Here is a 21,116-nt window from a genome sequence, read left to right as displayed (position 1 = left end):
ATCAAGGCACGGTGCCTTACCAAAACAACTTAATGAAAGGGTGTATATCATGAAAAGCATCAAAACTTTTGTCGCTGTAATCGCTCTGGCTACTTCTTTCGGTTCTTTCGCTGCACAGACCGTAACCGCAACCGCCTCTACCATTGATGGCGCAGAAGCTAAAATCGCGGCTCAGGCTCAGGAAGCCGGCGCGTCATCGTACAAAATTACCCAGGCGTTCTCAGGTAACCGCGTACACATGACCGCTGAACTGACTAAATAAGCTGTCACACCGTCGAAAGAGCGCCCCAGGGGCGCTTTTTTAGTTTATGCCCGCCACGCGCAGCAGCGCGGTTACCACTGCCGCCGCTACGATCACCACAATTAACGGCATCTTCCGCCAGGCCAAAAACACTGCAAACGCCACGCCCAGCACGCGCGCCATGCCGGCAAAGTGGTCACCTTCATAAAACGTGGTCGCCAGCGCCACGGAAAACAGCAATACCGTTGCCGCATCTGACAGCAGCGCCTGTGAACGCTCTGACAATGCCAGCCTGCTGCCCAGTTTTGCCCCGCCGAGGCGCATCAGATAAGTTCCCGCAGACAAAATGGCGATGCCGAGAATAAAGAACGTCATGTTTTCCATTATTTTTTCCTCGCGGCAAGACCGAGTAAAGAGAGCAGTACCGGCAGACCTACCGGGGCAAACGGCACGGCGGCCAGCGACAGAACGGCACCGCTGCAGGCGCGTATCAGCGTGGTACGGTTTTTAAATGCGGGAACCACTAATGCCAGCAGTATCGCCGGGAATACCGCATCCAGGCCTATGGTTTCCGGGTCCGGCAGCAGTTTGCCGACCATGGCACCCAGCAGCGCGCCAAGCGGCCAGACGATGGCGACGCCTAAACCGCACAGCCAGTAGGCGGCTTTACGCTGCTCGGCGGTTTTTTGCGACAGGCCAAACACCACGCTTTCGTCGTTCATGATGTGGCAGCCCAACAGGCTCAGACCGCGCTTACCGACCAGTTCTCGCACCGTCACGCCAAACGGCACGTGGCGCGCGTTGACCAGCAAACCCGCGGCTGCAGCCGCCAGCGGGTTACCGCCGCTTGCTACAATGCCGATAAACATAAACTCTGACGCGCCCGCGAGTACGGTGATGGAGAGCACAAACGGCACCCAGACCGGGAAACCGTAGGCCATCGCCAGCGAGCCGTAGGACATTCCCACCACGCCCACCGCGAGGCAGACCAGGATGATTGCTTTTATGGTGTCGCCTTTCAGACAAGAGAGATGTTGCTTCATACATTTTTAGCCATATCGAACGTGTATCCATTATAATGAACGCAACGAAACTGATTTTCAAGGCGAACGATTCGTTCGTTTTATAGAACAAGAGGCCGTTATATGACGCAGCCAATCAGCCTGATCGCTAAAAGTCTGGTGCGGGAACGTCTGCGCACCGGACTTTCGCTGGCGGAAATTGCCCGCCGTGCCGGGATCGCTAAATCCACGCTTTCCCAGCTGGAGTCCGGCAACGGTAACCCTAGCCTGGAAACGCTGTGGTCGCTCTGCGTGGCGCTGGATATTCCTTTCGCCCGTCTGCTTGAGCCGCAGTTGCCGACCACGCAGGTGATCCGCCGTGGTGAAGGTACGAAAGTGGTCGCCGGACAGGCTAATTATGAAGCCATTTTACTGGCGGCATGCCCTCCCGGCGCGCGCCGCGATGTCTATCTTCTGATGACCCAACCGGGCGCAGATCGTATTTCTCAGCCGCATCCGCCGGGCTCTGTTGAACATATTATTGTGACGCAGGGCCGGGCGCTGGTCGGCCTGCTCGACGCGGCGGAAGAGCTCGGCGCAGGGGATTACATTTGTTATCCCGCCGACCAGCCGCACATCTTCAAGGCCCTGGAGCCAGACACTTACGCGCTGCTGGTGGCGGAACAAAACTAACAGAGATACGGAAACTCATGTCGCTTAAAGCCATTGCCAAAGAACTGGGGCTGTCAGTCACCACCGTCAGCCGCGCCCTCAACGGATATGACGACGTCTCCGCCGAGACGCGCGCTCGCGTAGAAGCGGAAGCCCAGCGACGCGGCTATCGGCCTAATACCTTCGCCCGCCGCCTGAAGATGGGCAAAATTGATGCCGTTGGGCTGGTGTTCCCGGTCCATCCTGTTCCGCTCAATAACAGCGTATTTATGGACATGGTCGGCGAAATTAGCCACGAACTGGCGCGACATGAGATCGACTTATTGCTTATCGCCGACGACGATCTGGCGGATAAGCACAGCTATATGCGCATGGTGCAAAGCCGCCGCGTGGATGCGCTGATTGTGGCCCACACGTTGGATCGCGATCCGCGACTTGAGCAGCTGCAGGCCGCCGGATTTCCCTTTCTGGCGCTTGGTCGCAGCCAGCTACCGCAGCCGTACGCGTGGTTCGACTTCGACAACTATGCCGGTACGTACAATGCTACACGCTGGCTAATCGGAAAAGGCCATCAGCGCATTGCCCTACTGGGCGAAAGCAACAATCAGGCATTCATCACCCAGCGTCGTCAGGGCTATCTGGACGCGTTGCGGGAAGCCGGGCTTTCCAGCGAATGGCTGCGCGCCATGCCCCCTTCGCGCCGCGTGGGTTATGTCACCACGAAAGAGCTTCTCTCGCTGTCGCAGCCGCCCACGGCCATCATTACCGACTGCAACACTCACGGTGACGGCGCGGCGATGGCGCTGGCAGAGCTGGGCCGTCTGACCGGCGAGAGCGCCGTTGCGCTGGTTGTTTATGACGGGCTCCCGCAGGACAGTATCGTCGATGCCGACGTGGCGGCAGTGATCCAGTCCACCCGCCAGGGCGTCGGGAAACAGATTGCCGATATGGTGCGTCAGCTGATTAACGGCGACGATATTGAACGGCTTCAGGTGCTTTGGCAGCCCGAATTCTCTCCCGGCCAGACGGCCTGAATCTCTCCATTTTCTAAAGCCGATCACAAAACCGAAACGTTTTGGTTTGTATCCGAAACGTTTCGGGTCAACACTCAGATCATCCCGATGACAGGAGATGTCTGATGCAAGATTCCGTTTTACGACTTGAAAGCAACACGGTAGACGTGGTGATCAAAACGTACCCGTTCGCCGAAATTCTCTACTGGGGGCCGCACCTTCAGCACTTTTCGCCACAGGATGTTGCTATGCTCGCGCGCCCTGTTGCTAACGGCAGGCTTGACGTCGACTCCCCGGTCACGCTGATGGCCGAGCTGGGGCACGGTCTGTTTGGTGCTCCCGGCATTGAGGGGCATCGGCAGGGGCTGGACGGTTCACCCATGTTCACCACCACAGACGTACAGCAGTCAGGACAAACCCTGACGGTGACGGCGGAAGATGAACATGCGGGCCTGCGTCTGACCAGTGAACTGGCGCTGGATGCCAGCGGTGTGCTGGTGGTTCGTCACGGTTTAACGAACCTGAAAGCGATCCCCTGGCAGGTGGACCGTTTCGCCGTCACGCTGCCGGTGGCCGAACGCGCGCAGGAGGTGATGGCCTTCCACGGACGCTGGATCAGGGAATTTCAGCCGCACCGCGTAAAGCTTGAACACGACAGCTTCGTGATTGAAAACCGTCGGGGTAAAACCTCCCACGAGCACTTCCCGGCGCTGATTGCCGGTACGCCGTCGTTTAGCGAAATGCAGGGTGACGTCTGGGGCGTGCATCTGGGCTGGAGCGGCAACCACCGCCTGCGCGCGGAAGCGAAAACCGATGGTCGCCGCTATCTGCAGGCCGAAGCGCTCTACCTGCCGGGCGAAATGGCGGTTGAGGAGGGCGATACGCTCTGGACGCCGCGCCTGTATGCCAGCTATTCCACGCATGGCCTGAACGGCATGAGCCAGCCGTTTCATCGCTACCTGCGCAACAACGTTATCCGCTTCCCGGAAAACAAACCGCGCCCGGTGCACCTCAATACCTGGGAAGGGATCTACTTCAACCACGATCCGGACTACATCATGCGCATGACCGACGAGGCGGCGACGTTGGGTGTGGAGCGCTTCATCATTGACGACGGCTGGTTCAAAGGTCGTAACGACGACCATGCCGCGCTGGGCGACTGGTACCTGGATGAGAAAAAATACCCGAACGGCCTGACGCCGGTGATCGACCACGTCAAACGGCTCGGCATGGAGTTTGGCATCTGGGTTGAGCCGGAGATGATCAACCCGGATTCCGATCTGTACCGCGCACATCCCGACTGGGTGCTGGCGCTGCCGGGCTACAAACAACATACCGGGCGGCACCAGCTGGTGCTCAATCTGAGTATTCCGGAAGCATTTGATTATCTTGTGGAACGCATGAGCTGGCTTCTGGGTGAACATGAAGTCGACTACGTGAAGTGGGACATGAACCGTGAGCTGGTACAGCCGGGTCACGACGGGAAGGCCGCCGCTGACGCGCAAACCCGCCAGTTTTATCGCCTGCTGGACGTGCTGGGTGAACGTTTTCCGCACATCGAATTTGAATCCTGCTCATCCGGCGGGGGGCGCATTGACTATGAGGTGCTGACGCGCTGCCACCGCTTCTGGGCCTCGGACAACAACGATGCGCTGGAGCGCAACACCATCCAGCGCGGCATGAGCTATTTCTTTCCGCCGGAGGTGATGGGGGCGCATATCGGTCATCATAAATGTCACGCCACCTTCCGCCAGCACAGCATTGAATTTCGCGGTCTAACGGCGCTGTTTGGCCATATGGGGCTGGAACTTGATCCCCTCACCGTCGATGAGAAGGAGCGCGAAGGCTATCGCCGTTACGCCGCGCTGTACAGGCAGTGGCGCGAGGTTATTCATCAGGGCACACAATGGCGCGTGGATATGCCGGATGCCAGTACGCTGGCACAGGGTATTGTGAGCGAAGATAAAACGCAGGGGCTGTTTATCGTCAGCCAGCTCGCCATGCCGGACTACACGTTGATGATGCCGCTGCGCATGCCGGGGCTTGAGCCCTGCGCGCAGTATCGTATTTCGCTGCTCGATCACCCTGATATTCACATCACCGGTGAGGGGGGACATACCATGCGCAAGCTGCCGGCATGGATGGAAACACCGCAAACGGCGAGCGGCGAGTGGCTGATGCAGGCGGGCATTGCGCTGCCGATTCTGGATCCGGAAACCGCCGTTCTGATTGGCGTTGAACGCGTGTAAAGGTGACGGGCCGGGCTGCCGGCCCTCCGTTGAGGATAAAAATAATGAACACAACACCCTGTACCCACAAAGACAACCCTAACTTCTGGATTTTCGGGCTGTTCTTCTTTCTCTACTTCTTCATCATGGCCACCTGCTTTCCGTTCCTGCCGATCTGGCTGTCGGATATCATCGGCCTGAACAAAACCCATACCGGCATCGTCTTTTCCTGCATCTCACTCTCGGCCATTGCCTTCCAGCCGGTGCTTGGGGTGATCTCGGATAAACTGGGGCTAAAAAAACACCTGCTGTGGATCATCTCCGTGCTGCTGTTCCTGTTTGCCCCTTTCTTCCTCTACGTCTTTGCGCCGTTACTCAAAGCCAACATCTGGCTGGGCGCGCTGAGCGGCGGCATTTATATCGGCTTTGTCTTTTCGGCGGGCTCAGGAGCCATTGAGGCCTACATTGAACGCGTGAGCCGTAACAGTTTCTTTGAGTACGGTAAGGCGCGCATGTTTGGCTGCCTCGGCTGGGGGCTATGCGCCTCCACGGGCGGGATCCTGTTCGGCATCGATCCGTCGTATGTATTCTGGATGGGTTCGGCGGCGGCGCTGCTGTTGATGCTGCTGCTGGTGGTCGCGAAGCCAAAACCCAACCAGACGGCGCAGGTGATGAATGCGCTGGGTGCCAACCAGCCGCAGATCACCGCGAAAACGGTCTTTAGCCTGTTCCGTCAGCGTAGGATGTGGATGTTTATTCTGTACGTGATTGGCGTGGCCTGCGTCTATGACGTCTTTGACCAGCAGTTTGCTACCTTCTTCAAAACGTTCTTCGCCACGCCGCAGGAGGGCACTCGCGCCTTTGGTTTTGCGACCACTGCCGGGGAAATCTGCAACGCGATCATCATGTTTTGTTCACCGTGGATCATTAACCGCATCGGCGCGAAAAACACGCTGCTCATCGCCGGGGTGATTATGGCGACGCGCATTATCGGCTCGTCGTTTGCCACCACCGCCGTAGAAGTAATTGCCCTGAAGATGCTGCACGCGCTGGAGGTCCCGTTCCTGCTGGTGGGGGCATTCAAGTACATCACCGGGGTGTTTGATACGCGACTCTCGGCCACTATCTATCTGATTGGCTTCCAGTTTGCCAAACAGTCGGCAGCGATCTTCCTTTCCGCGTTTGCCGGAAATATGTATGACCGGATCGGTTTCCAGGAGACATACCTGATGCTGGGCTGTTTCGTGCTGGCGATTACGGTGGTGTCGGCGTTTACGCTCAGCAGCAGGGAGGAGATTGCGGCAGGCAATAAGGCGCTGGAAGTCCATTAACGCTCTGAACCCACGCACTATTCCGGCGTTGGTCAAAAAACGAATAACCTTATAAAAACTACGGCATTGATAATCATTTTCAATATCATTTAATTAACTATAATGAACCAACTGCTTACGCGGCATTAACAGCTGTGCCGCCCGACAATAATGGAGAGGATTATGAGTTATACACTGCCATCCCTGCCGTATGCCTACGACGCACTGGAACCGCATTTCGACAAGCAGACGATGGAAATCCATCACACTAAACACCACCAGACCTATGTGAACAACGCGAACGCCGCGCTGGAAAGCCTGCCAGAGTTCGCTAACCTGTCTGCTGAAGAGCTGATCACCAAGCTGGACCAGCTGCCAGCGGACAAGAAAACCGTTCTGCGTAACAACGCTGGCGGCCACGCTAACCACAGCCTGTTCTGGAAAGGCCTGAAGACCGGTACCACCCTGCAGGGCGACCTGAAAGCGGCTATCGAGCGCGACTTCGGTTCCGTTGACAACTTCAAAGCGGAATTCGAAAAAGCCGCTGCAACCCGTTTCGGCTCTGGCTGGGCGTGGCTGGTTCTAAAAGGCGACAAGCTGGCGGTAGTGTCTACTGCTAACCAGGACTCCCCGCTGATGGGTGAAGCAATCTCTGGCGCATCCGGCTTCCCAATCCTGGGCCTGGACGTGTGGGAACACGCTTACTACCTGAAATTCCAGAACCGTCGCCCGGACTACATCAAAGCGTTCTGGGACGTGGTGAACTGGGACGAAGCAGCAGCGCGTTTCGCCGCTAAAAAATAAGGTTGCATTGACGCCTGTGAGAAGCGAGTCTTATGACTCGCTTTTTTTTGTATCTGTATACCCGTCATACTTCAAGTTGCAGGTGCGTTGGCTGCGTTCGCTCACCCCAGTCACTTACCTGAGTAAGCTCCTGGGGATTCACTCTCTTGCCGCCTTCCTGCAACTCGAATTATTTAGGGCATAAAAGGAGCAGCGATGCATTATCCGGTGAATGTATTTACAGGCAAGGTAAGGGAGTACGACGACAGCCGCCCGAGTGCCATCGCCAAAATTCAGGTCGACGGTGAGCTCACGTTGACCGACCTCGGGCTTGCGGGCGACGAGCAGGCCGAAAAGAAGATCCACGGCGGGCCGGAGCGCGCGCTGTGCCACTACCCGCGCGAGCACTATCAGCACTGGAAGGCAGAGTTCCCGGAGCAGGCGGATCTCTTCGTTGCTCCCGCGTTTGGCGAGAATCTCTCCACCGAAGGGCTCACCGAAAAGAACGTGTTTATCGGTGATATCTACCGCTGGGGCGATGCCCTGATTCAGGTGACGCAGCCACGCTCGCCGTGCTTCAAGCTCAACTACCATTTCGGTATTCAGAATATGTCGGCCCAGCTGCAAAAAGCGGGTAAAACCGGCTGGCTGTATCGCGTGGTGCTGGCTGGGCAGATTTCAGCGGACGCCCCGCTTGAACTGGCGTCGCGCCTGAGCGATGTGTCTGTTTATGACGCCTGCGCCATTGCCTGGCATATGCCGTTTGACGACGAACAGTATCACCGCCTGCTGTCGGCGGCGGGGCTATCGACCAGCTGGACGAGAACGATGCAGAAGCGGCGTTTAAGCAGCAAGATCGAAGATAATTCGCGGAGATTGTGGGGGAAATAACTGCCCCTCACCCCGGCCCTCTCCCCAAAGGGGCGAGGGTGAAAAAACCTCACTAAGCAGTCACCTCTCCCCTATGGGGAGAGGGGTACGATGAGGGGAAAACTAAGAACGCTTATACAACGGTAGCCACAGCGTTAATCGTAGTCCACCCAGCGGACTGTCATCGGCTTTCACCCAGCCGCGGTGCTGTTGCATGGCGGTTTCCACAATAGCCAGACCCAGCCCCGTGCCGCCGGATTCCCGGTCGCGCGCCTCATCGGTACGATAGAACGGACGGAAAATTTGCTCGCGATCTTCCGGGCTGACGCCAGGACCGTCGTCGTCGACAATGACGGTGATCCCGTCTTTATCCACCGAGAACGCCACCTCAATCTTAGTATGCGAGTAGCGCAGGGCGTTACGCACGATATTCTCCAGCGCGCTTTCCAGCGCGTTGGGGTTACCGTAGAGCGGCCACGGGCCCGGCGGGAAGTTGACGGTGAAGGATTTGCCCATCTGCTCTGCTTCGAATGCCGCGTTGTCCAGCACCTCGTGCCAGAGGTGATTCGCTTTCACCGTTTCGCTAACCAGCGCGTTTTTCTGCTGATTGCGGGACATGACCAGCAGATCGTTGATCATGCTGTCCAGGCGGTGAGCTTCGGTTTCGATACGCTCCAGCTCTTTGCTCTCACCGCTGCGGCGGCGCAGCAGCGCGGTGCCAAGCTGTAAGCGCGTAAGCGGGGTACGCAGCTCGTGCGAGATATCCGACAGCAGGCGCTGCTGTGCGGTCATCATGCGATCGAGAGCGCTCACCATCTGGTTAAAACTGGTCCCGGCGGCAAGGAACTCCTGCGGTCCGGCTTCCAGTTCAGGGTGTTGTCGCAGGTTACCCTGTGCCACCTCATCGGCGGCATTCTTCAGCTTACGCGCCGGTTTTGCCAGGCTCCACGCCAGCCATAACAGCAGCGGCGAGCTGACCAGCATAGTAACAATCAGCAGCAGGAGAGGGCGGTCAAACAGCAGGTTGATGAAGTCGGACTGGGAGCTGCTCGCGGGGCGAATCAGGTAGAGCTGATAATTATCCTCTCCGTCCCTAACGGAGAAAGGCCCCACCATCTCTACGCGCCCATATTTCTTCTTCTGGGGATGATCGGCGTTATCCGCCTGGCCAATGAAGTTGCGGATAATCTGCATTTCATTGCGATCGGCCCCAATCACGCGGCCTTCGCTGGTCACCAGCAGCAGGCGTTGTCCGGGCGGCGCCCACTTGTCGATAGCGCGAAACAGCCTGCGCCACCACATTAAATCGTTTGGCGGATCGTTTGCCAGCTCGGCTTCCACGTGCTGCTCGATCATCACGCCCTGACGTTGCTCGCTGTCGAGAAGCTCCGTCATCTGGCGTGAGTCAAGTTTTGGCAACATCAGTACGAGCATTAAAACCAGTGCCAGCGTCAGCCAGAAGATGGCGAAGATGCGGGCGGTTAAGCTTCCTATCATGAAGCGGAAACCATCAGATAACCGCGACCACGCAGGGTTTTAAACCATGGGTGACCGTCTTTACGCTCCGGCAGCTTACGGCGCAGGTTAGAGATGTGCATGTCGATGGCGCGGTCAAACGGGGTGAGGCGTTTGCCCAGCACCTCCTGGCTTAGATGTTCACGCGAAACCACCTGGCCGAGGTGCTGCGCCAGCAGATATAGCAGGGTGAACTCCGTGCCGGTCAGTTCCAGCGTCTGGCCATCAAAGCTCGCTTCCTGACGGCCCGGGTTGAGGCTCAGGGAGTCGACTTCTAGTGTAGGTGAGCTGTTGTCGGTATTTTGCTGCTGTTCGCTCCAGTGGGAACGACGCAGGATAGCGCGAATACGGGCAACCAGTTCACGGTCGTTAAACGGCTTTGGTAAATAGTCATCCGCGCCCAGCTCAAGGCCGAGTACGCGATCAAGTTCGCTGCCGCGTGCGGTCAGCATGATTACGGGAGTCTGGTGTGTCTGGCGAAGTTCTTTCAACGTATCAATACCGTTTTTCTTCGGCATCATCACGTCGAGCAAAAGTAAATCGATGCTGTCGTCAAGGAGACTCAGCGCCTGCTCGCCATCATGGGCAACCAAGACGTTGAAACCTTCCATGTCGAGCAACTCCTTTAAAAGGGATGTGAGCTCTCGGTCATCATCAACTAACAGGATTTTATTCATTGTTTAAATACCTCCGAGGCAGAAATTACGACATCAAGGCTGTCTAATCCATGACTTTACGTTGTTTTACACCCCCTGACGCATGTTTGCAGCCTGAATCGTAGACTGTCTCTCGTTGAATCGCGACACGAAAGATTTTTGGGAGCAAGTGATGCGCAAAGTTACCGCTGCCGTCATGGCCTCAACGCTGGCGTTCAGTGCGTTTAGCCAGGCTGCTGAAGCTATCATCAGCGATAACAGTCCCTTACAAGAGGGCGCAACGCAGAACAGCAGCCAAAGCCATATGTTTGACGGCATAAGTTTAACCGAACATCAGCGTCAACAGATGCGAGATCTGATGCAGAGGGCAAGACACGACCAGCCCCCTGTTAATGTTAGCGAAATGGAGACAATGCATCGCCTTGTCACCGCAGAAAATTTTGACGAAAGCGCTGTACGCGCTCAGGCCGAAAAAATGGCACAGGAACAGGTTGCCCGCCAGGTAGAGATGGCGAAGGTCCGCAACCAGATGTTCCATCTGCTAACGCCCGAGCAGCAAGCGGTTTTGAACACCAAACATCAGCAGAGAATGGACCAGCTGCGAGAGGTTGCACGGATGCAGCGAAGCTCAGAAACGACGTTTTTCAGTAGCAATAGCAGTACCCGTAGTAACCAGTAAACCCTGTTTTCCTTGCCATAGACACCATCCCTGTCTTCCCCCACATGATGTGGGGGTTTTTTTTATTCCTTCTTCTACCCCCCCTAAATCAAGGGCTCATTATTTTCAATCCGACGATATATTCTTTTTTAAAATAGTATTTTTCTGAATTGTTTGTAAAATATGCAAGCTACTGATAAGAAACAAAAGGGGATATCATGTCAGGAATGGTTTTTTGCCGAGGATGTGGCAAGGAGTTGCACAGTACCGCTAAGGCCTGTCCGCATTGTGGCGCAAGCCAGGTTGCAGCAGGAAGTAAAAATAAGCTTACCGCAGCATTGCTCGCTTTCTTCTTAGGAGGCCTGGGCGCACATAAATTTTACTTAGGTAAGATTGGCCAGGGATTCCTTTACCTCATCTTTTGCTGGACCTTCATACCGTCAGTCATTGCCTTCATTGAGTTTATTATCTATCTGTGCACCTCTGAAGACGACTTTGCCAGAAAATATGGTTAAGTGCTGACTTAGCATTTTCAGGTTTCAAATCAGGAAAGCCCCTTTTAAACGGGGCTTTCTTATTGATGAACGTCACGGTCGAATATCTCGTTATAAAAACCATTTATATCAATAGTATGATTGTAATCCTGCATAATCTATTTCTCTTCATCTGCGACAGGTCTTTTGCTCGTCATTTCTTTTGTTAACCGTTTATTCATCCTTTGACTCCCAATGCTTCCGTTATACTAGCGGCATAACATGACAGGAGCGTTTATGAATCAATCCTATGGAAGACTGGTCAGCCGGGCCGCCATTGCGGCGACCGTCATGGCCTCCAGCCTGTTACTGATTAAAATCTTTGCGTGGTGGTATACCGGCTCGGTCAGTATTCTGGCGGCGCTGGTGGACTCGCTGATGGATATTGCCGCCTCGTTGACCAACCTGCTGGTGGTGCGTTACTCGCTGCAGCCAGCGGACGAAGAGCACACGTTTGGGCACGGCAAAGCGGAGTCGCTGGCCGCGCTGGCGCAAAGTATGTTCATTTCCGGCTCTGCGCTGTTCCTGTTTTTAACCGGCATTCAGCATCTCGTCTCGCCAACACCGATGAACGATCCCGGCGTGGGCGTCGTTGTGACGATAGTCGCGCTTATATGCACACTCGTTCTGGTAACGTTCCAGCGCTGGGTAGTTCGCAAAACGCAAAGTCAGGCTGTACGGGCGGATATGCTTCATTATCAATCTGATGTTATGATGAATGGGGCTATTCTTATTGCGCTCGGTCTGGCCTGGTATGGCTGGCATCGCGCCGATGCGTTGTTTGCGTTAGGGATTGGTATCTATATTTTATATAGCGCTCTGCGGATGGGGTATGAAGCGGTGCAATCACTGCTTGACCGCGCCCTCCCGGACTCAGAACGTAATGAAATTTTTTCTATCGTGACCTCCTGGCCCGGCGTCAGCGGTGCACACGATCTTCGAACGCGGCAGTCAGGGCCGACCCGCTTTATACAGATTCATATTGAAATGGAAGACAACCTGCCACTGGTACAGGCTCACGTTATTGCTGAGCAGGTCGAGCAGGCGATTTTGCAGCGTTTTCCTGGTTCAGACGTCATCATTCACCAGGATCCCTGCTCGGTTGTACCCGGTCATGTTGGGCTTTCGTAATTCGTTGTAAAAAAGTGAGCCAGGCCAGCATTTTGTGTATAAATTACCGCCGTTTGGTCTGACCTGAATCAATTCAGCTGGAAGGGATTGATATACTATTTGCAGTATTCGTTGGTCGATAAGTTTCTTCCGGCAACAGATTTCAATTTTGCATTCCTAAGTTCAGAGGTAGTCATGATTAAGAAAATCGGTGTGTTGACAAGCGGCGGTGATGCGCCGGGCATGAACGCGGCAATTCGTGGTGTTGTCCGTGCAGCGCTGACGGAAGGCCTGGAAGTTTTTGGCGTTTATGACGGTTATCTGGGCCTGTATGAAGATCGTATGGTTCAGCTCGACCGCTACAGCGTGTCTGACATGATCAACCGTGGCGGTACTTTCCTCGGTTCTGCGCGCTTCCCGGAATTCCGCGACGAACACGTTCGTGAAGTGGCTATCGAAAACATGAAGAAACGTGGTCTGGACGCCCTGGTGGTTATCGGTGGTGACGGTTCCTACATGGGTGCAAAACGTCTGACCGAAATGGGTTTCCCGTGCATCGGTCTACCTGGCACCATCGACAACGACATCAAAGGCACTGACTACACTATCGGCTTCTTTACTGCACTCGGTACCGTTGTTGAAGCGATTGACCGCCTGCGTGACACCTCGTCTTCTCACCAGCGTATCTCTATCGTTGAAGTGATGGGCCGTTACTGTGGCGACCTGACGCTGGCGGCTGCCATTGCGGGCGGTTGCGAATTTATCGTCGTGCCAGAAGTCGAATTTAGTCGTGAAGATCTGGTGGCTGAAATCAAAGCGGGCATCGCGAAGGGTAAAAAACACGCGATCGTGGCTATCACCGAGCACATCTGCGACGTTGACGAGCTGGCGAAGTACATCGAAGCCGAAACCAAACGCGAAACCCGCGCGACCGTACTGGGCCACATCCAGCGTGGCGGTTCCCCAGGTCCTTACGACCGTATTCTGGCGTCCCGTATGGGCGCGTACGCGATCGATCTGCTGCTGCAGGGCCACGGCGGCCGCTGCGTCGGTATTCAGAACGAAAAACTGGTTCACCACGACATCATCGACGCCATTGAAAACATGAAGCGTCCGTTCAAAGGTGACTGGCTGGACTGCGCGAAAAAGCTGTACTGATTCTCTTGGCCCTCTTCTTTCGCGAAGAGGGCCATTATTCCACTACGTTATAGCCAATCTTTTTTTATTCTTTAATCCTCGATTCGCTTTCTGGCACGCTGCATTCATCAAAACACTACACAAGAGAGCTGGGCGATGAATAAATGGGGCGTGGGTTTAACATTATTGCTGGCATCGACCAGCGTTCTGGCTAAGGATATCCAGTTACTGAACGTGTCATATGACCCGACGCGTGAACTGTACGAGCAATACAACAAAGCGTTTGCGGCACACTGGAAACAGGAAACCGGCGACAACGTGGTGGTTCGTCAGTCGCATGGCGGCTCCGGCAAGCAGGCGACGTCCGTGATAAACGGTATTGAAGCCGACGTGGTGACCCTGGCGCTGGCCTACGATGTCGACGCGATCGCCGAGCGTGGCCGCATTGACAAAAACTGGATCAAACGCCTGCCGGATAACTCCGCACCCTACACCTCGACCATCGTCTTCCTGGTGCGCAAAGGAAACCCGAAACAAATTAAAGACTGGAACGACCTGATCAAACCGGGCGTTTCTGTGATTACCCCGAACCCGAAAAGCTCCGGCGGCGCTCGCTGGAACTACCTGGGCGCATGGGGTTACGCGCTGCATCACAACAACGGCGACCAGGCCAAAGCGCAGGAGTTCGTGAAGGCGCTGTATAAAAACGTTGAGGTGCTGGACTCCGGCGCGCGTGGTGCCACCAACACCTTCGTCGAGCGCGGGATTGGCGACGTGCTGATTGCATGGGAAAACGAAGCACTGCTGGCGACCAACGAACTGGGTAAAGACAAATTCGAGATCGTGACCCCGAGCGAATCGATTCTGGCTGAGCCGACCGTTTCTGTGGTCGATAAAGTGGTTGAGAAGAAAGATACCAAAGCGGTGGCGGAAGCTTACCTGAAGTATCTCTATTCGCCAGAAGGCCAGGAAATTGCGGCGAAAAACTTCTATCGTCCACGCGATCCCGCTGTTGCGAAGAAATACGAAAGCATATTCCCTAAACTGAAACTCTTCACCATCGATGACGAGTTCGGCGGCTGGACGAAAGCGCAGAAAGAGCACTTCTCTAATGGCGGTACCTTCGACCAAATCAGCCAGCGCTAACCAGTAGCCTGTGACACGGTGACCCGGCGTGAGAAATCCGCCGGGTTTTTTATTTGGTCATCATTTTGCGTTACTCTTTTGCCTCAATCGAAAACAGGGAACGCGTTGTGAAAAAAATTATCTTATTGATCCTCATTGTCATCGCCCTTGCCGCTGGCGGCGTGTACTGGATGAAGGCGGGTAATCCGAATGCGTTAAGACATATCGTTCTCGACCAGTGTGTGCCGAATCAGATCCAGAATCGTAACCCGGCACCCTGTGCGCAGGTGAAAACGGATGCAGGCTATGTGATATTTAAAGACCGCAACGGGCCGCTGCAATACCTGCTGATGCCGACATATCGCATCAACGGCACCGAGAGCCCGCTGTTGACCGAAGCGCATACGCCGAACTTTTTCTGGCTGGCGTGGCAGTCGCGCAGCTTTATGAGCCTGAAGCGTGGAGCCGAGGTGCCTGACAGCGCCATTTCGCTGACGATTAACTCCCCGACAGGGCGCACGCAGAACCACTTTCATATTCATATCTCCTGCCTTCGCCCGGACGTGCGCGAGAAGCTCAACGCGGCACAGGGAGAAATCAGCACCCAGTGGCTGCCTCTTCCCGGGGGACTGGAAGGACATGAGTATCTTGCTCGTCGGGTGACGGAGAATGAACTGGTCCAGCGCAGCCCGTTTATGATGCTGGCAGAAGAGCTGCCGGAAGCGCGCGACCATATGGGGCGTTTCGCACTGGCGATGGCGCAGCAGTTTGATGGTTCGTTTGTGTTGCTGGCGACCGAGCGTAACCTGCTCACGCTTAACCGCGCGTCTGCGGAGGAACTGCAGGATCATCAATGCGCTATCCTGAAGTAACCCCACCATAAATCGCGTTTACTCCGGATGCCTGTCACCGTAGACTTGCTCAAAAATACTACAGGAGACAGGTATGTCGCTCTGGTCAACGTATCCTCTGCTGCTGCCCTCACTGATCGTTGGCGTCACCATCGTGCTGTGGGCGACGTCGCTATTGCCGGAATTCATCACCGCGCTGCTGTTCTTCACGGCGGCAATGACTGCGAAGATCGCCCCGCCGGAGGTCATCTTTGGCGGTTTTGCCTCGTCTGCTTTCTGGCTGGTCTTCAGCGGATTCGTGCTCGGCGTGGCGATCCGTAAAACCGGACTGGCAGACAGGGCCGCCAGGGCGCTGTCGGCAAGGCTCACCGACTCCTGGGTGTTGATGGTGGCGAGCGTGGTGCTGCTGAGCTACGCGCTGGCGTTTGTGATGCCGTCGAATATGGGACGTATTGCGCTACTGATGCCGATTGTCGCCGCGATGGCGAAACGCGCCGGTATCGCAGACGGCTCCCGAGCGTGGTTTGGTCTGGCGCTGGCGGTAGGGTTTGGGACTTTCCAGCTTTCGGCGACGATTCTGCCTGCTAACGTCCCTAACCTGGTGATGAGCGGTGCGGCGGAAGGCTCGTACGGCATCCATCTGAACTATGTTCCTTATCTGCTGCTGCACACGCCGGTGCTGGGCATTCTCAAAGGCCTGATTCTGATTGGCCTCATCTGCTGGCTATTTCCCGGCAGCCCAAAATCGCCGAAAGAACAGGCGCCGTCTGAGCCTATGGGGCGGGACGAAAAGCGTCTTGCCTGGCTGCTGGCGGTGGTGCTGGGGATGTGGGTTACGGAGAGCTGGCACGGCGTGGGGCCCGCGTGGACGGGGCTGGCGGCGTCGATCATCGTTATGCTGCCGCGCATTGGTTTCATTACCGGGGAAGAGTTTTCTGCGGGGGTGAATATGCGCACCTGTATCTACGTTGCCGGTATTCTGGGGCTGGCGATCGTCGTGACGCAAACCGGTATCGGAACGGCGGTGGGCGAGGCGTTGCTCCGCATTATGCCGCTGGATGCAGGCCGACCGTTCACCAGTTTCCTGGCGCTGACCGGTATTACCACCGCACTCAACTTCATTATGACCGCCAACGGCGTTCCGGCGCTGTATACCACTCTGGCGCAGAGTTTTTCGGACGCGACCGGTTTCCCGCTGCTGTCGGTGATTATGATTCAGGTGCTGGGCTATTCCACGCCGCTGCTGCCCTATCAGGCGTCTCCGATTGTGGTGGCGATGGGGTTAGGAAAGGTGCCTGCCAGGGCGGGGATGGTGCTTTGTCTGGCGCTGGCTATTGCAACGTATCTGGTGCTGCTGCCGCTGGATTATCTGTGGTTTAGCCTGCTGGGACGGCTGTAAAAAAGCCCGGTGGCGCTGACGCTTACCGGGCCTACAGAACCGCAGGGCGGGTTAGCGAAGCGCCACCCGCCACAAAGGCAATTACGCCTGTTTAGCCGCTTCTGCCGCTTTAACGATCACCGCGAAAGCGTCCGCTTTCAGGGATGCACCGCCAACCAGCGCGCCATCGATGTCTGGCTGGGTGAACAGCTCAGCAGCGTTGGAAGCGTTAACGGAACCGCCGTACTGGATAATCACTTGCTCAGCGACTTTGGCGTCAGCTTTCGCAATGTGGTCACGAATGAATTTGTGAACAGCCTGAGCCTGTGCAGGGGTTGCTGATTTGCCGGTACCGATCGCCCAGACTGGCTCGTAAGCGATAACCGCGCCTTCGAACGCTGCCGCGCCCTGGGTTTTCAGCACTGCGTCGATCTGACGTGCGCACACTTCTTCGGTTTTGCCCGCTTCGTTTTCCGCTTCGGTTTCACCGATGCACAGAACCGGAATCAGGCCCTGCTCTTTCAGCACGGCGAATTTCTTCGCGATGAACTCATCGGATTCTTTGTGATAGGTGCGACGCTCGGAGTGGCCGATGATGATGTATTTCGCGCCGATATCTTTCAGCATTTCAGCGGAGGTTTCACCGGTGAACGCGCCAGACAGGTTAACGTCAACGTTCTGCGCGCCCAGAATGATGTGGCTGCCATCAGCGGCGTGTTTAGCCAGATCCAGATACATATCCGGCGGAGCGATCGCAACCGCGCAGCCGGTCACGCCAGTCAGCTCTTTACGCAGGTTCGCAACCAGTTCGTTTACCATGTGGCGGCTGCCGTTCAGCTTCCAGTTACCCATCACTAAAGGATGTCGCATTTCAATTCTCCACGCTAAATAAGCGAATTAAGGAATATGGCCACCCTGTCGGGCAGCATGGTCTGTGAATCAGTATAGAGATTTTCCCTCGAAAGGCTTTGCTTTTTGTCATTAATTCGCCCCGCCGAGAGTGTCAGATAGTGCCAGCTTAATCGGTTCAACAGCGAAGGTCAGTCCTTTTTCGCCGTTGTCCGCCACAACATAGCGGATCGCGCCTTCGGTATTGGCGTAGTAACGCTTGTTTTTACCGGCAGCGAGGAGTTTTTGCAGCTTTTGCTGGCTTTGCTTTTTCGTCAGTGCCGGGGTAAACGCCTGCAGGACCGCGCTCATATACTCCAGCGCCTTCGCCTTAGCGGCTTTCTGCTCTGGCCCCTGTATCGGCAGCCAGGTGATTTGCATGCTTTTGATTTTTAACGTTCCGCGCTCCAGCGCCGTCGAGGCATACAAATTCTCATTAATCTTGCTTGCCGCACGGGTCAGTGTGGGGGTATCGCGGGAGCCATCAATGGCGCGAAACTCATCCAGCGGCAGCGTGGGGTTGGCCTGATTGAAGGCTTCACGAAACTGGCTGATGGACTGATCGAACGACGGGGCGCCCGCCAGCAGATACGGCGCTGTGCTCGGGGCAGTGGTTTCGGCGGCGTGCAGGGGAAAACCCGCGCTGAGCACCGCTAAACACAGGAAAAGAGAATGTGCCGAACTTTTCATCAACATTGTCCCTGGCCGTAAGTGCTCATGATTAAAACGATATCTGGTCGGCTTGTCAAAAGGTCACAACTCCAGGGTAAAATGCGCGCTATACGATAATAAGGAACCTTACATGACCATACAGCAGTGGTTGTTTTCATTCAAAGGGCGTATTGGACGCCGTGATTTCTGGATCTGGATGGTGACGTGGGTTGTCGCCATGCTGCTTCTGTTTTTCGTTGCTTACAACGCATGGCTGAGCACGCAAACGGCGGCCTTCGCGCTGGTCTGCCTGCTATGGCCAACGGCGGCTGTTGTTGTTAAACGCCTGCACGATCGCGGTCGTTCCGGCGCGTGGGCATTTCTGATTATTCTGGCGTGGATGCTGGTGGCGGGGAACTGGGCGATGCTTCCGTCCATCCTGCCGTGGGTTGTGGGCAGGCTGCTGCCTTCGGTCATCTTCGTGATGATGATTGTCGATCTGGGTGCGTTTATCGGCACCCAGAGCGAAAACAAATACGGTAAAGATACCGTTGAGGTGAAATACCGCTGATCACCAGTAGTGTTCAGCGGTCATATGGCCCGGCCGGCGGCGAAGATGTTTCGTCATCTGCCGGGTATCCTTCAGAAGCTGCTGCGTGTCCCGTACCATCTGCGGGTTGCCACACAGCATGACGTGGCTGGTTTCAGCGTTCAGCGGCAAACCCACCGCCTCTTCCAGGGCTCCACTCTCAATTAACGCCGGCACGCGACCGGTAAGCGTTCCTGCTACGGTTTCGCGGCTGACCACCGTCTGAATCTTTAACTTTCCGCCGTACCGCTGCTCCAGCGCCTGCATCTGTGGCAGGTAGCTCAGGTCCGCGGCGTAGCGCGCAGCGTGCACCAGCACGATGTTTTTAAAGCGCTCCAGATCTTTGCCGTACTGCAAAATAGAGAGATAAGGGCCGATGGCCGTACCGGTTGCCAGCATCCAGAGCGTGTCACAATTCGGGATCTCTTCGAGTACAAAGAAGCCTGCCGCTTCACTCACAATTTGCACGTCGTCGCCGGGCTTAAGGGCGGCAAGGCGCGGGCTGAGCTTACCGTCAGGAACGGTGACCAGATAGAATTCGAGATCCGGGTTATCAGGCGCGTTAACGTAAGAGTAGGCGCGCTGCACGCGCTCGCCGTCGACATCCAGTCCCAGCTTTGCAAATTGCCCGGCTTTAAACGGGTGAACGGGAGCATGTACGGTGAGACTAAATAGCGCATCGGTCCAGAACTGTACCTTTGTGACTTTACCTGTTACCCAGTCCGCCATGATCTTCTCCTGTGCTGTTTCTCTGTTCTATCTTCCGTACTTGTGGTGACAATTTCCAGCCCGTCAGGGCCGGAAAGCTCTATCGATCAAACGGTTTTACAGAATGTGCGTCTGTACGTCCGGGTCTTTGCGGTCGAGATAGTGGATAGACTGGATACGACGAATGGTGCGTGATTTACCGCGGATCAGCAGCGTTTCGGTGGTCGCCATATTGCCCTTGCGGGTGATGCCGTCCAGCAGATCGCCTTTGGTGATGCCGGTCGCCGAGAAGACCACGTTATCGCTACGGGCCATCTCGTCCAGCTCAAGCACTTTATTGGCCTCGATGCCCATCGCTTCGCAGCGCGCCAGCTCGTTTTCTCCGATACGGCGGTTCTCTTCGCTGTCGCCTTTCACCTCGTGGCGGGGCAGCAGACGGGCCTGCATATCGCCATCGAGCGCGCGGATCACTGCCGCAGAGACCACACCTTCCGGCGCGCCGCCGATGCCGTACAGCACGTCTACTTCGCTGTCCGGCATGCAGGTCAGGATCGAGGCGGCAACGTCACCGTCCGGAATGGCAAACACGCGCACGCCGAGCTTTTGCATCTGCGCGATGGTGGCGTCGTGGCGCGGTTTCGCCAGAATCGTCACGGTGAGTTCGCTAAGAGGTTTGCCCAGGGCTTTGGCGACGTTGTGCAGGTTCTCTTCCAGCGGCAGGCTAAGGTCGATTGCGCCTTTCGCGCCAGGGCCGACAATCAGCTTTTCCATGTACATATCCGGCGCGTTAAGGAAGCATCCCTTATCGCCCACGGCCAGCACCGCCAGGGCGTTGGCCTGACCCATTGCGGTCATGCGGGTACCTTCGATCGGGTCGACGGCAATATCCACGGCATCGCCTTTGCCGGTACCGACTTTTTCACCAATATAGAGCATTGGCGCTTCGTCGATCTCGCCTTCGCCGATCACGATGGTGCCGTCGATGTTGACCTGGTTAAGTACAATGCGCATGGCATGGACGGCTGCACCGTCTGCGGTATTTTTATCGCCACGACCCAGCCACTTATAGCCTGCAAGGGCGGCCGCTTCGGTGACGCGGGAAAACTCGATAGCAAGTTCACGTTTCATGAGGTACTCGTGCAATCAAAAGGAATTGCACGAAGTTTATCACAGAGTGGGGAGGGGAGTTTTAAGTCCCC

The 21,116-nt window shown here is 55.9% G+C and carries 23 protein-coding genes; 15 read left to right on the top strand and 8 right to left on the bottom strand.

From position 1 onward, the window contains the following. Positions 1 to 49 precede the first annotated feature (49 nt). Positions 50 to 262: a DUF1471 domain-containing protein gene (locus AB3N39_RS20590; protein ID WP_023309747.1), complete on the top strand. Its 213-nt coding sequence runs from the start codon at positions 50 to 52 to the stop codon at positions 260 to 262. 39 nt (positions 263 to 301) lie between these two features. Here the strand turns inward: AB3N39_RS20590 and AB3N39_RS20585 are convergent, their stop codons facing one another. Together AB3N39_RS20585 and AB3N39_RS20580 are read right to left on the bottom strand one after the other, a co-directional pair. Continuing rightward, complete coding sequence (locus AB3N39_RS20585; RefSeq protein WP_111963949.1) at positions 302 to 625, bottom strand: AzlD domain-containing protein; 324 nt, start codon at positions 623 to 625, stop codon at positions 302 to 304. Then, complete coding sequence (locus AB3N39_RS20580; RefSeq protein WP_136196044.1) at positions 625 to 1,284, bottom strand: AzlC family ABC transporter permease; 660 nt, start codon at positions 1,282 to 1,284, stop codon at positions 625 to 627. Before AB3N39_RS20580 ends, AB3N39_RS20585 begins: the two co-directional genes overlap by 1 nt. 102 nt (positions 1,285 to 1,386) lie before the next feature. On the opposite strand from AB3N39_RS20580, the gene AB3N39_RS20575 reads away from it, so the two are divergent. The 6 genes from AB3N39_RS20575 (at position 1,387) to yiiM (ending at position 8,139) form a co-directional block, all read left to right on the top strand. After that, the gene (locus AB3N39_RS20575) at positions 1,387 to 1,935 is read left to right on the top strand and encodes a helix-turn-helix domain-containing protein (RefSeq protein ID WP_023309744.1); all 549 of its coding nucleotides are present in this window, start codon (positions 1,387 to 1,389) and stop codon (positions 1,933 to 1,935) included. 17 nt (positions 1,936 to 1,952) lie between these two features. After that, positions 1,953 to 2,948, top strand: a complete 996-nt coding sequence (locus tag AB3N39_RS20570; RefSeq protein ID WP_367896978.1) for a LacI family DNA-binding transcriptional regulator — start codon at positions 1,953 to 1,955, stop codon at positions 2,946 to 2,948. A gap of 104 nt (positions 2,949 to 3,052) precedes the next feature. Further along, a complete protein-coding gene (locus AB3N39_RS20565) occupies positions 3,053 to 5,176 on the top strand; it encodes an alpha-galactosidase (RefSeq protein ID WP_136196043.1) in 2,124 nt (707 codons plus the stop codon). Positions 5,177 to 5,220: 44 nt separating this feature from the next. Next, positions 5,221 to 6,486, top strand: coding sequence for an MFS transporter (locus tag AB3N39_RS20560; RefSeq protein ID WP_136196042.1), 1,266 nt, complete (start codon positions 5,221 to 5,223; stop codon positions 6,484 to 6,486). Between the two features lie 162 nt (positions 6,487 to 6,648). Continuing rightward, positions 6,649 to 7,269 carry a superoxide dismutase [Mn] gene (sodA, locus tag AB3N39_RS20555; protein WP_004203668.1) on the top strand — a complete coding sequence of 207 codons (621 nt, stop codon included), beginning with the start codon at positions 6,649 to 6,651 and terminating at the stop codon, positions 7,267 to 7,269. Between the two features lie 195 nt (positions 7,270 to 7,464). Beyond that, a complete protein-coding gene (yiiM, locus tag AB3N39_RS20550; RefSeq protein WP_136196041.1) occupies positions 7,465 to 8,139 on the top strand; it encodes a 6-hydroxyaminopurine reductase in 675 nt (224 codons plus the stop codon). A 102-nt stretch (positions 8,140 to 8,241) separates the two neighbouring features. Here yiiM and cpxA read toward each other — a convergent pair whose 3' ends face one another. Together cpxA and cpxR are read right to left on the bottom strand one after the other, a co-directional pair. Continuing rightward, positions 8,242 to 9,615, bottom strand: coding sequence for an envelope stress sensor histidine kinase CpxA (cpxA, locus tag AB3N39_RS20545; protein ID WP_045329509.1), 1,374 nt, complete (start codon positions 9,613 to 9,615; stop codon positions 8,242 to 8,244). Continuing rightward, positions 9,612 to 10,310 carry an envelope stress response regulator transcription factor CpxR gene (gene cpxR / locus AB3N39_RS20540; RefSeq protein WP_006179159.1) on the bottom strand — a complete coding sequence of 233 codons (699 nt, stop codon included), beginning with the start codon at positions 10,308 to 10,310 and terminating at the stop codon, positions 9,612 to 9,614. The genes cpxA and cpxR overlap by 4 nt, the downstream gene beginning before the upstream one ends. 151 nt (positions 10,311 to 10,461) lie before the next feature. Here cpxR and cpxP point away from each other — a divergent pair, with 151 nt between their 5' ends. The 7 genes from cpxP to AB3N39_RS20505 all read left to right on the top strand — a co-directional run bounded on the left by cpxP (position 10,462) and on the right by AB3N39_RS20505 (position 17,102). Continuing rightward, entirely contained in the window at positions 10,462 to 10,968 is a 507-nt protein-coding gene (cpxP, locus tag AB3N39_RS20535; RefSeq protein ID WP_111963954.1) for a cell-envelope stress modulator CpxP, read from the top strand. 197 nt (positions 10,969 to 11,165) lie between these two features. After that, entirely contained in the window at positions 11,166 to 11,462 is a 297-nt protein-coding gene (locus AB3N39_RS20530) for a TM2 domain-containing protein (RefSeq protein WP_115876978.1), read from the top strand. Between the two features lie 255 nt (positions 11,463 to 11,717). After that, positions 11,718 to 12,611, top strand: a complete 894-nt coding sequence (fieF, locus tag AB3N39_RS20525) for a CDF family cation-efflux transporter FieF (protein WP_023309697.1) — start codon at positions 11,718 to 11,720, stop codon at positions 12,609 to 12,611. A gap of 174 nt (positions 12,612 to 12,785) precedes the next feature. Beyond that, entirely contained in the window at positions 12,786 to 13,748 is a 963-nt protein-coding gene (gene pfkA / locus AB3N39_RS20520) for a 6-phosphofructokinase (protein ID WP_023309696.1), read from the top strand. A 135-nt stretch (positions 13,749 to 13,883) separates the two neighbouring features. After that, the gene (locus tag AB3N39_RS20515) at positions 13,884 to 14,873 is read left to right on the top strand and encodes a sulfate ABC transporter substrate-binding protein (RefSeq protein ID WP_136196040.1); all 990 of its coding nucleotides are present in this window, start codon (positions 13,884 to 13,886) and stop codon (positions 14,871 to 14,873) included. Positions 14,874 to 14,980: 107 nt separating this feature from the next. Further along, positions 14,981 to 15,724, top strand: coding sequence for a CDP-diacylglycerol diphosphatase (locus AB3N39_RS20510; protein ID WP_136196039.1), 744 nt, complete (start codon positions 14,981 to 14,983; stop codon positions 15,722 to 15,724). Positions 15,725 to 15,797: 73 nt separating this feature from the next. Continuing rightward, the gene (locus AB3N39_RS20505) at positions 15,798 to 17,102 is read left to right on the top strand and encodes an SLC13 family permease (RefSeq protein ID WP_133295354.1); all 1,305 of its coding nucleotides are present in this window, start codon (positions 15,798 to 15,800) and stop codon (positions 17,100 to 17,102) included. 81 nt (positions 17,103 to 17,183) lie between these two features. Here AB3N39_RS20505 and tpiA read toward each other — a convergent pair whose 3' ends face one another. Beyond that, the gene (gene tpiA / locus AB3N39_RS20500) at positions 17,184 to 17,951 is read right to left on the bottom strand and encodes a triose-phosphate isomerase (RefSeq protein ID WP_367896977.1); all 768 of its coding nucleotides are present in this window, start codon (positions 17,949 to 17,951) and stop codon (positions 17,184 to 17,186) included. 111 nt (positions 17,952 to 18,062) lie between these two features. Next, positions 18,063 to 18,659, bottom strand: a complete 597-nt coding sequence (locus AB3N39_RS20495; protein ID WP_136196038.1) for a DUF1454 family protein — start codon at positions 18,657 to 18,659, stop codon at positions 18,063 to 18,065. 112 nt (positions 18,660 to 18,771) lie between these two features. On the opposite strand from AB3N39_RS20495, the gene AB3N39_RS20490 reads away from it, so the two are divergent. Continuing rightward, positions 18,772 to 19,191 carry a DUF805 domain-containing protein gene (locus AB3N39_RS20490; RefSeq protein WP_023293600.1) on the top strand — a complete coding sequence of 140 codons (420 nt, stop codon included), beginning with the start codon at positions 18,772 to 18,774 and terminating at the stop codon, positions 19,189 to 19,191. Here the strand turns inward: AB3N39_RS20490 and fpr are convergent, their stop codons facing one another. Together fpr and glpX are read right to left on the bottom strand one after the other, a co-directional pair. Beyond that, positions 19,192 to 19,938: a ferredoxin--NADP(+) reductase gene (fpr, locus tag AB3N39_RS20485; RefSeq protein ID WP_136196037.1), complete on the bottom strand. Its 747-nt coding sequence runs from the start codon at positions 19,936 to 19,938 to the stop codon at positions 19,192 to 19,194. Between the two features lie 96 nt (positions 19,939 to 20,034). Continuing rightward, positions 20,035 to 21,045, bottom strand: a complete 1,011-nt coding sequence (glpX, locus tag AB3N39_RS20480) for a class II fructose-bisphosphatase (protein ID WP_045404242.1) — start codon at positions 21,043 to 21,045, stop codon at positions 20,035 to 20,037. Between the last annotated feature and the right edge of the window lie 71 nt (positions 21,046 to 21,116).

It is taken from the genome of Enterobacter vonholyi, assembly GCF_040834095.1.
In the GTDB taxonomy this organism is placed as follows: Bacteria; Pseudomonadota; Gammaproteobacteria; order Enterobacterales; family Enterobacteriaceae; genus Enterobacter; species Enterobacter vonholyi.
Note: the sequence above shows the minus strand (reverse complement) of the source record. Positions and strands in the feature narration are given on the sequence as shown.

Bases quoted from the DNA above. Each gene is read 5' to 3' on its own strand.
- AB3N39_RS20590 (WP_023309747.1), top strand. From the start codon at position 50: ATGAAAAGCATCAAAACTTTTGTCGCTGTAATCGCTCTGGCTACTTCT.
- AB3N39_RS20585 (WP_111963949.1), bottom strand. From the start codon at position 625: ATGGAAAACATGACGTTCTTTATTCTCGGCATCGCCATTTTGTCTGCG.
- AB3N39_RS20580 (WP_136196044.1), bottom strand. From the start codon at position 1,284: ATGAAGCAACATCTCTCTTGTCTGAAAGGCGACACCATAAAAGCAATC.
- AB3N39_RS20575 (WP_023309744.1), top strand. From the start codon at position 1,387: ATGACGCAGCCAATCAGCCTGATCGCTAAAAGTCTGGTGCGGGAACGT.
- AB3N39_RS20570 (WP_367896978.1), top strand. From the start codon at position 1,953: ATGTCGCTTAAAGCCATTGCCAAAGAACTGGGGCTGTCAGTCACCACC.
- AB3N39_RS20565 (WP_136196043.1), top strand. From the start codon at position 3,053: ATGCAAGATTCCGTTTTACGACTTGAAAGCAACACGGTAGACGTGGTG.
- AB3N39_RS20560 (WP_136196042.1), top strand. From the start codon at position 5,221: ATGAACACAACACCCTGTACCCACAAAGACAACCCTAACTTCTGGATT.
- sodA (WP_004203668.1), top strand. From the start codon at position 6,649: ATGAGTTATACACTGCCATCCCTGCCGTATGCCTACGACGCACTGGAA.
- yiiM (WP_136196041.1), top strand. From the start codon at position 7,465: ATGCATTATCCGGTGAATGTATTTACAGGCAAGGTAAGGGAGTACGAC.
- cpxA (WP_045329509.1), bottom strand. From the start codon at position 9,615: ATGATAGGAAGCTTAACCGCCCGCATCTTCGCCATCTTCTGGCTGACG.
- cpxR (WP_006179159.1), bottom strand. From the start codon at position 10,310: ATGAATAAAATCCTGTTAGTTGATGATGACCGAGAGCTCACATCCCTT.
- cpxP (WP_111963954.1), top strand. From the start codon at position 10,462: ATGCGCAAAGTTACCGCTGCCGTCATGGCCTCAACGCTGGCGTTCAGT.
- AB3N39_RS20530 (WP_115876978.1), top strand. From the start codon at position 11,166: ATGTCAGGAATGGTTTTTTGCCGAGGATGTGGCAAGGAGTTGCACAGT.
- fieF (WP_023309697.1), top strand. From the start codon at position 11,718: ATGAATCAATCCTATGGAAGACTGGTCAGCCGGGCCGCCATTGCGGCG.
- pfkA (WP_023309696.1), top strand. From the start codon at position 12,786: ATGATTAAGAAAATCGGTGTGTTGACAAGCGGCGGTGATGCGCCGGGC.
- AB3N39_RS20515 (WP_136196040.1), top strand. From the start codon at position 13,884: ATGAATAAATGGGGCGTGGGTTTAACATTATTGCTGGCATCGACCAGC.
- AB3N39_RS20505 (WP_133295354.1), top strand. From the start codon at position 15,798: ATGTCGCTCTGGTCAACGTATCCTCTGCTGCTGCCCTCACTGATCGTT.
- tpiA (WP_367896977.1), bottom strand. From the start codon at position 17,951: ATGCGACATCCTTTAGTGATGGGTAACTGGAAGCTGAACGGCAGCCGC.
- AB3N39_RS20495 (WP_136196038.1), bottom strand. From the start codon at position 18,659: ATGAAAAGTTCGGCACATTCTCTTTTCCTGTGTTTAGCGGTGCTCAGC.
- AB3N39_RS20490 (WP_023293600.1), top strand. From the start codon at position 18,772: ATGACCATACAGCAGTGGTTGTTTTCATTCAAAGGGCGTATTGGACGC.
- fpr (WP_136196037.1), bottom strand. From the start codon at position 19,938: ATGGCGGACTGGGTAACAGGTAAAGTCACAAAGGTACAGTTCTGGACC.
- glpX (WP_045404242.1), bottom strand. From the start codon at position 21,045: ATGAAACGTGAACTTGCTATCGAGTTTTCCCGCGTCACCGAAGCGGCC.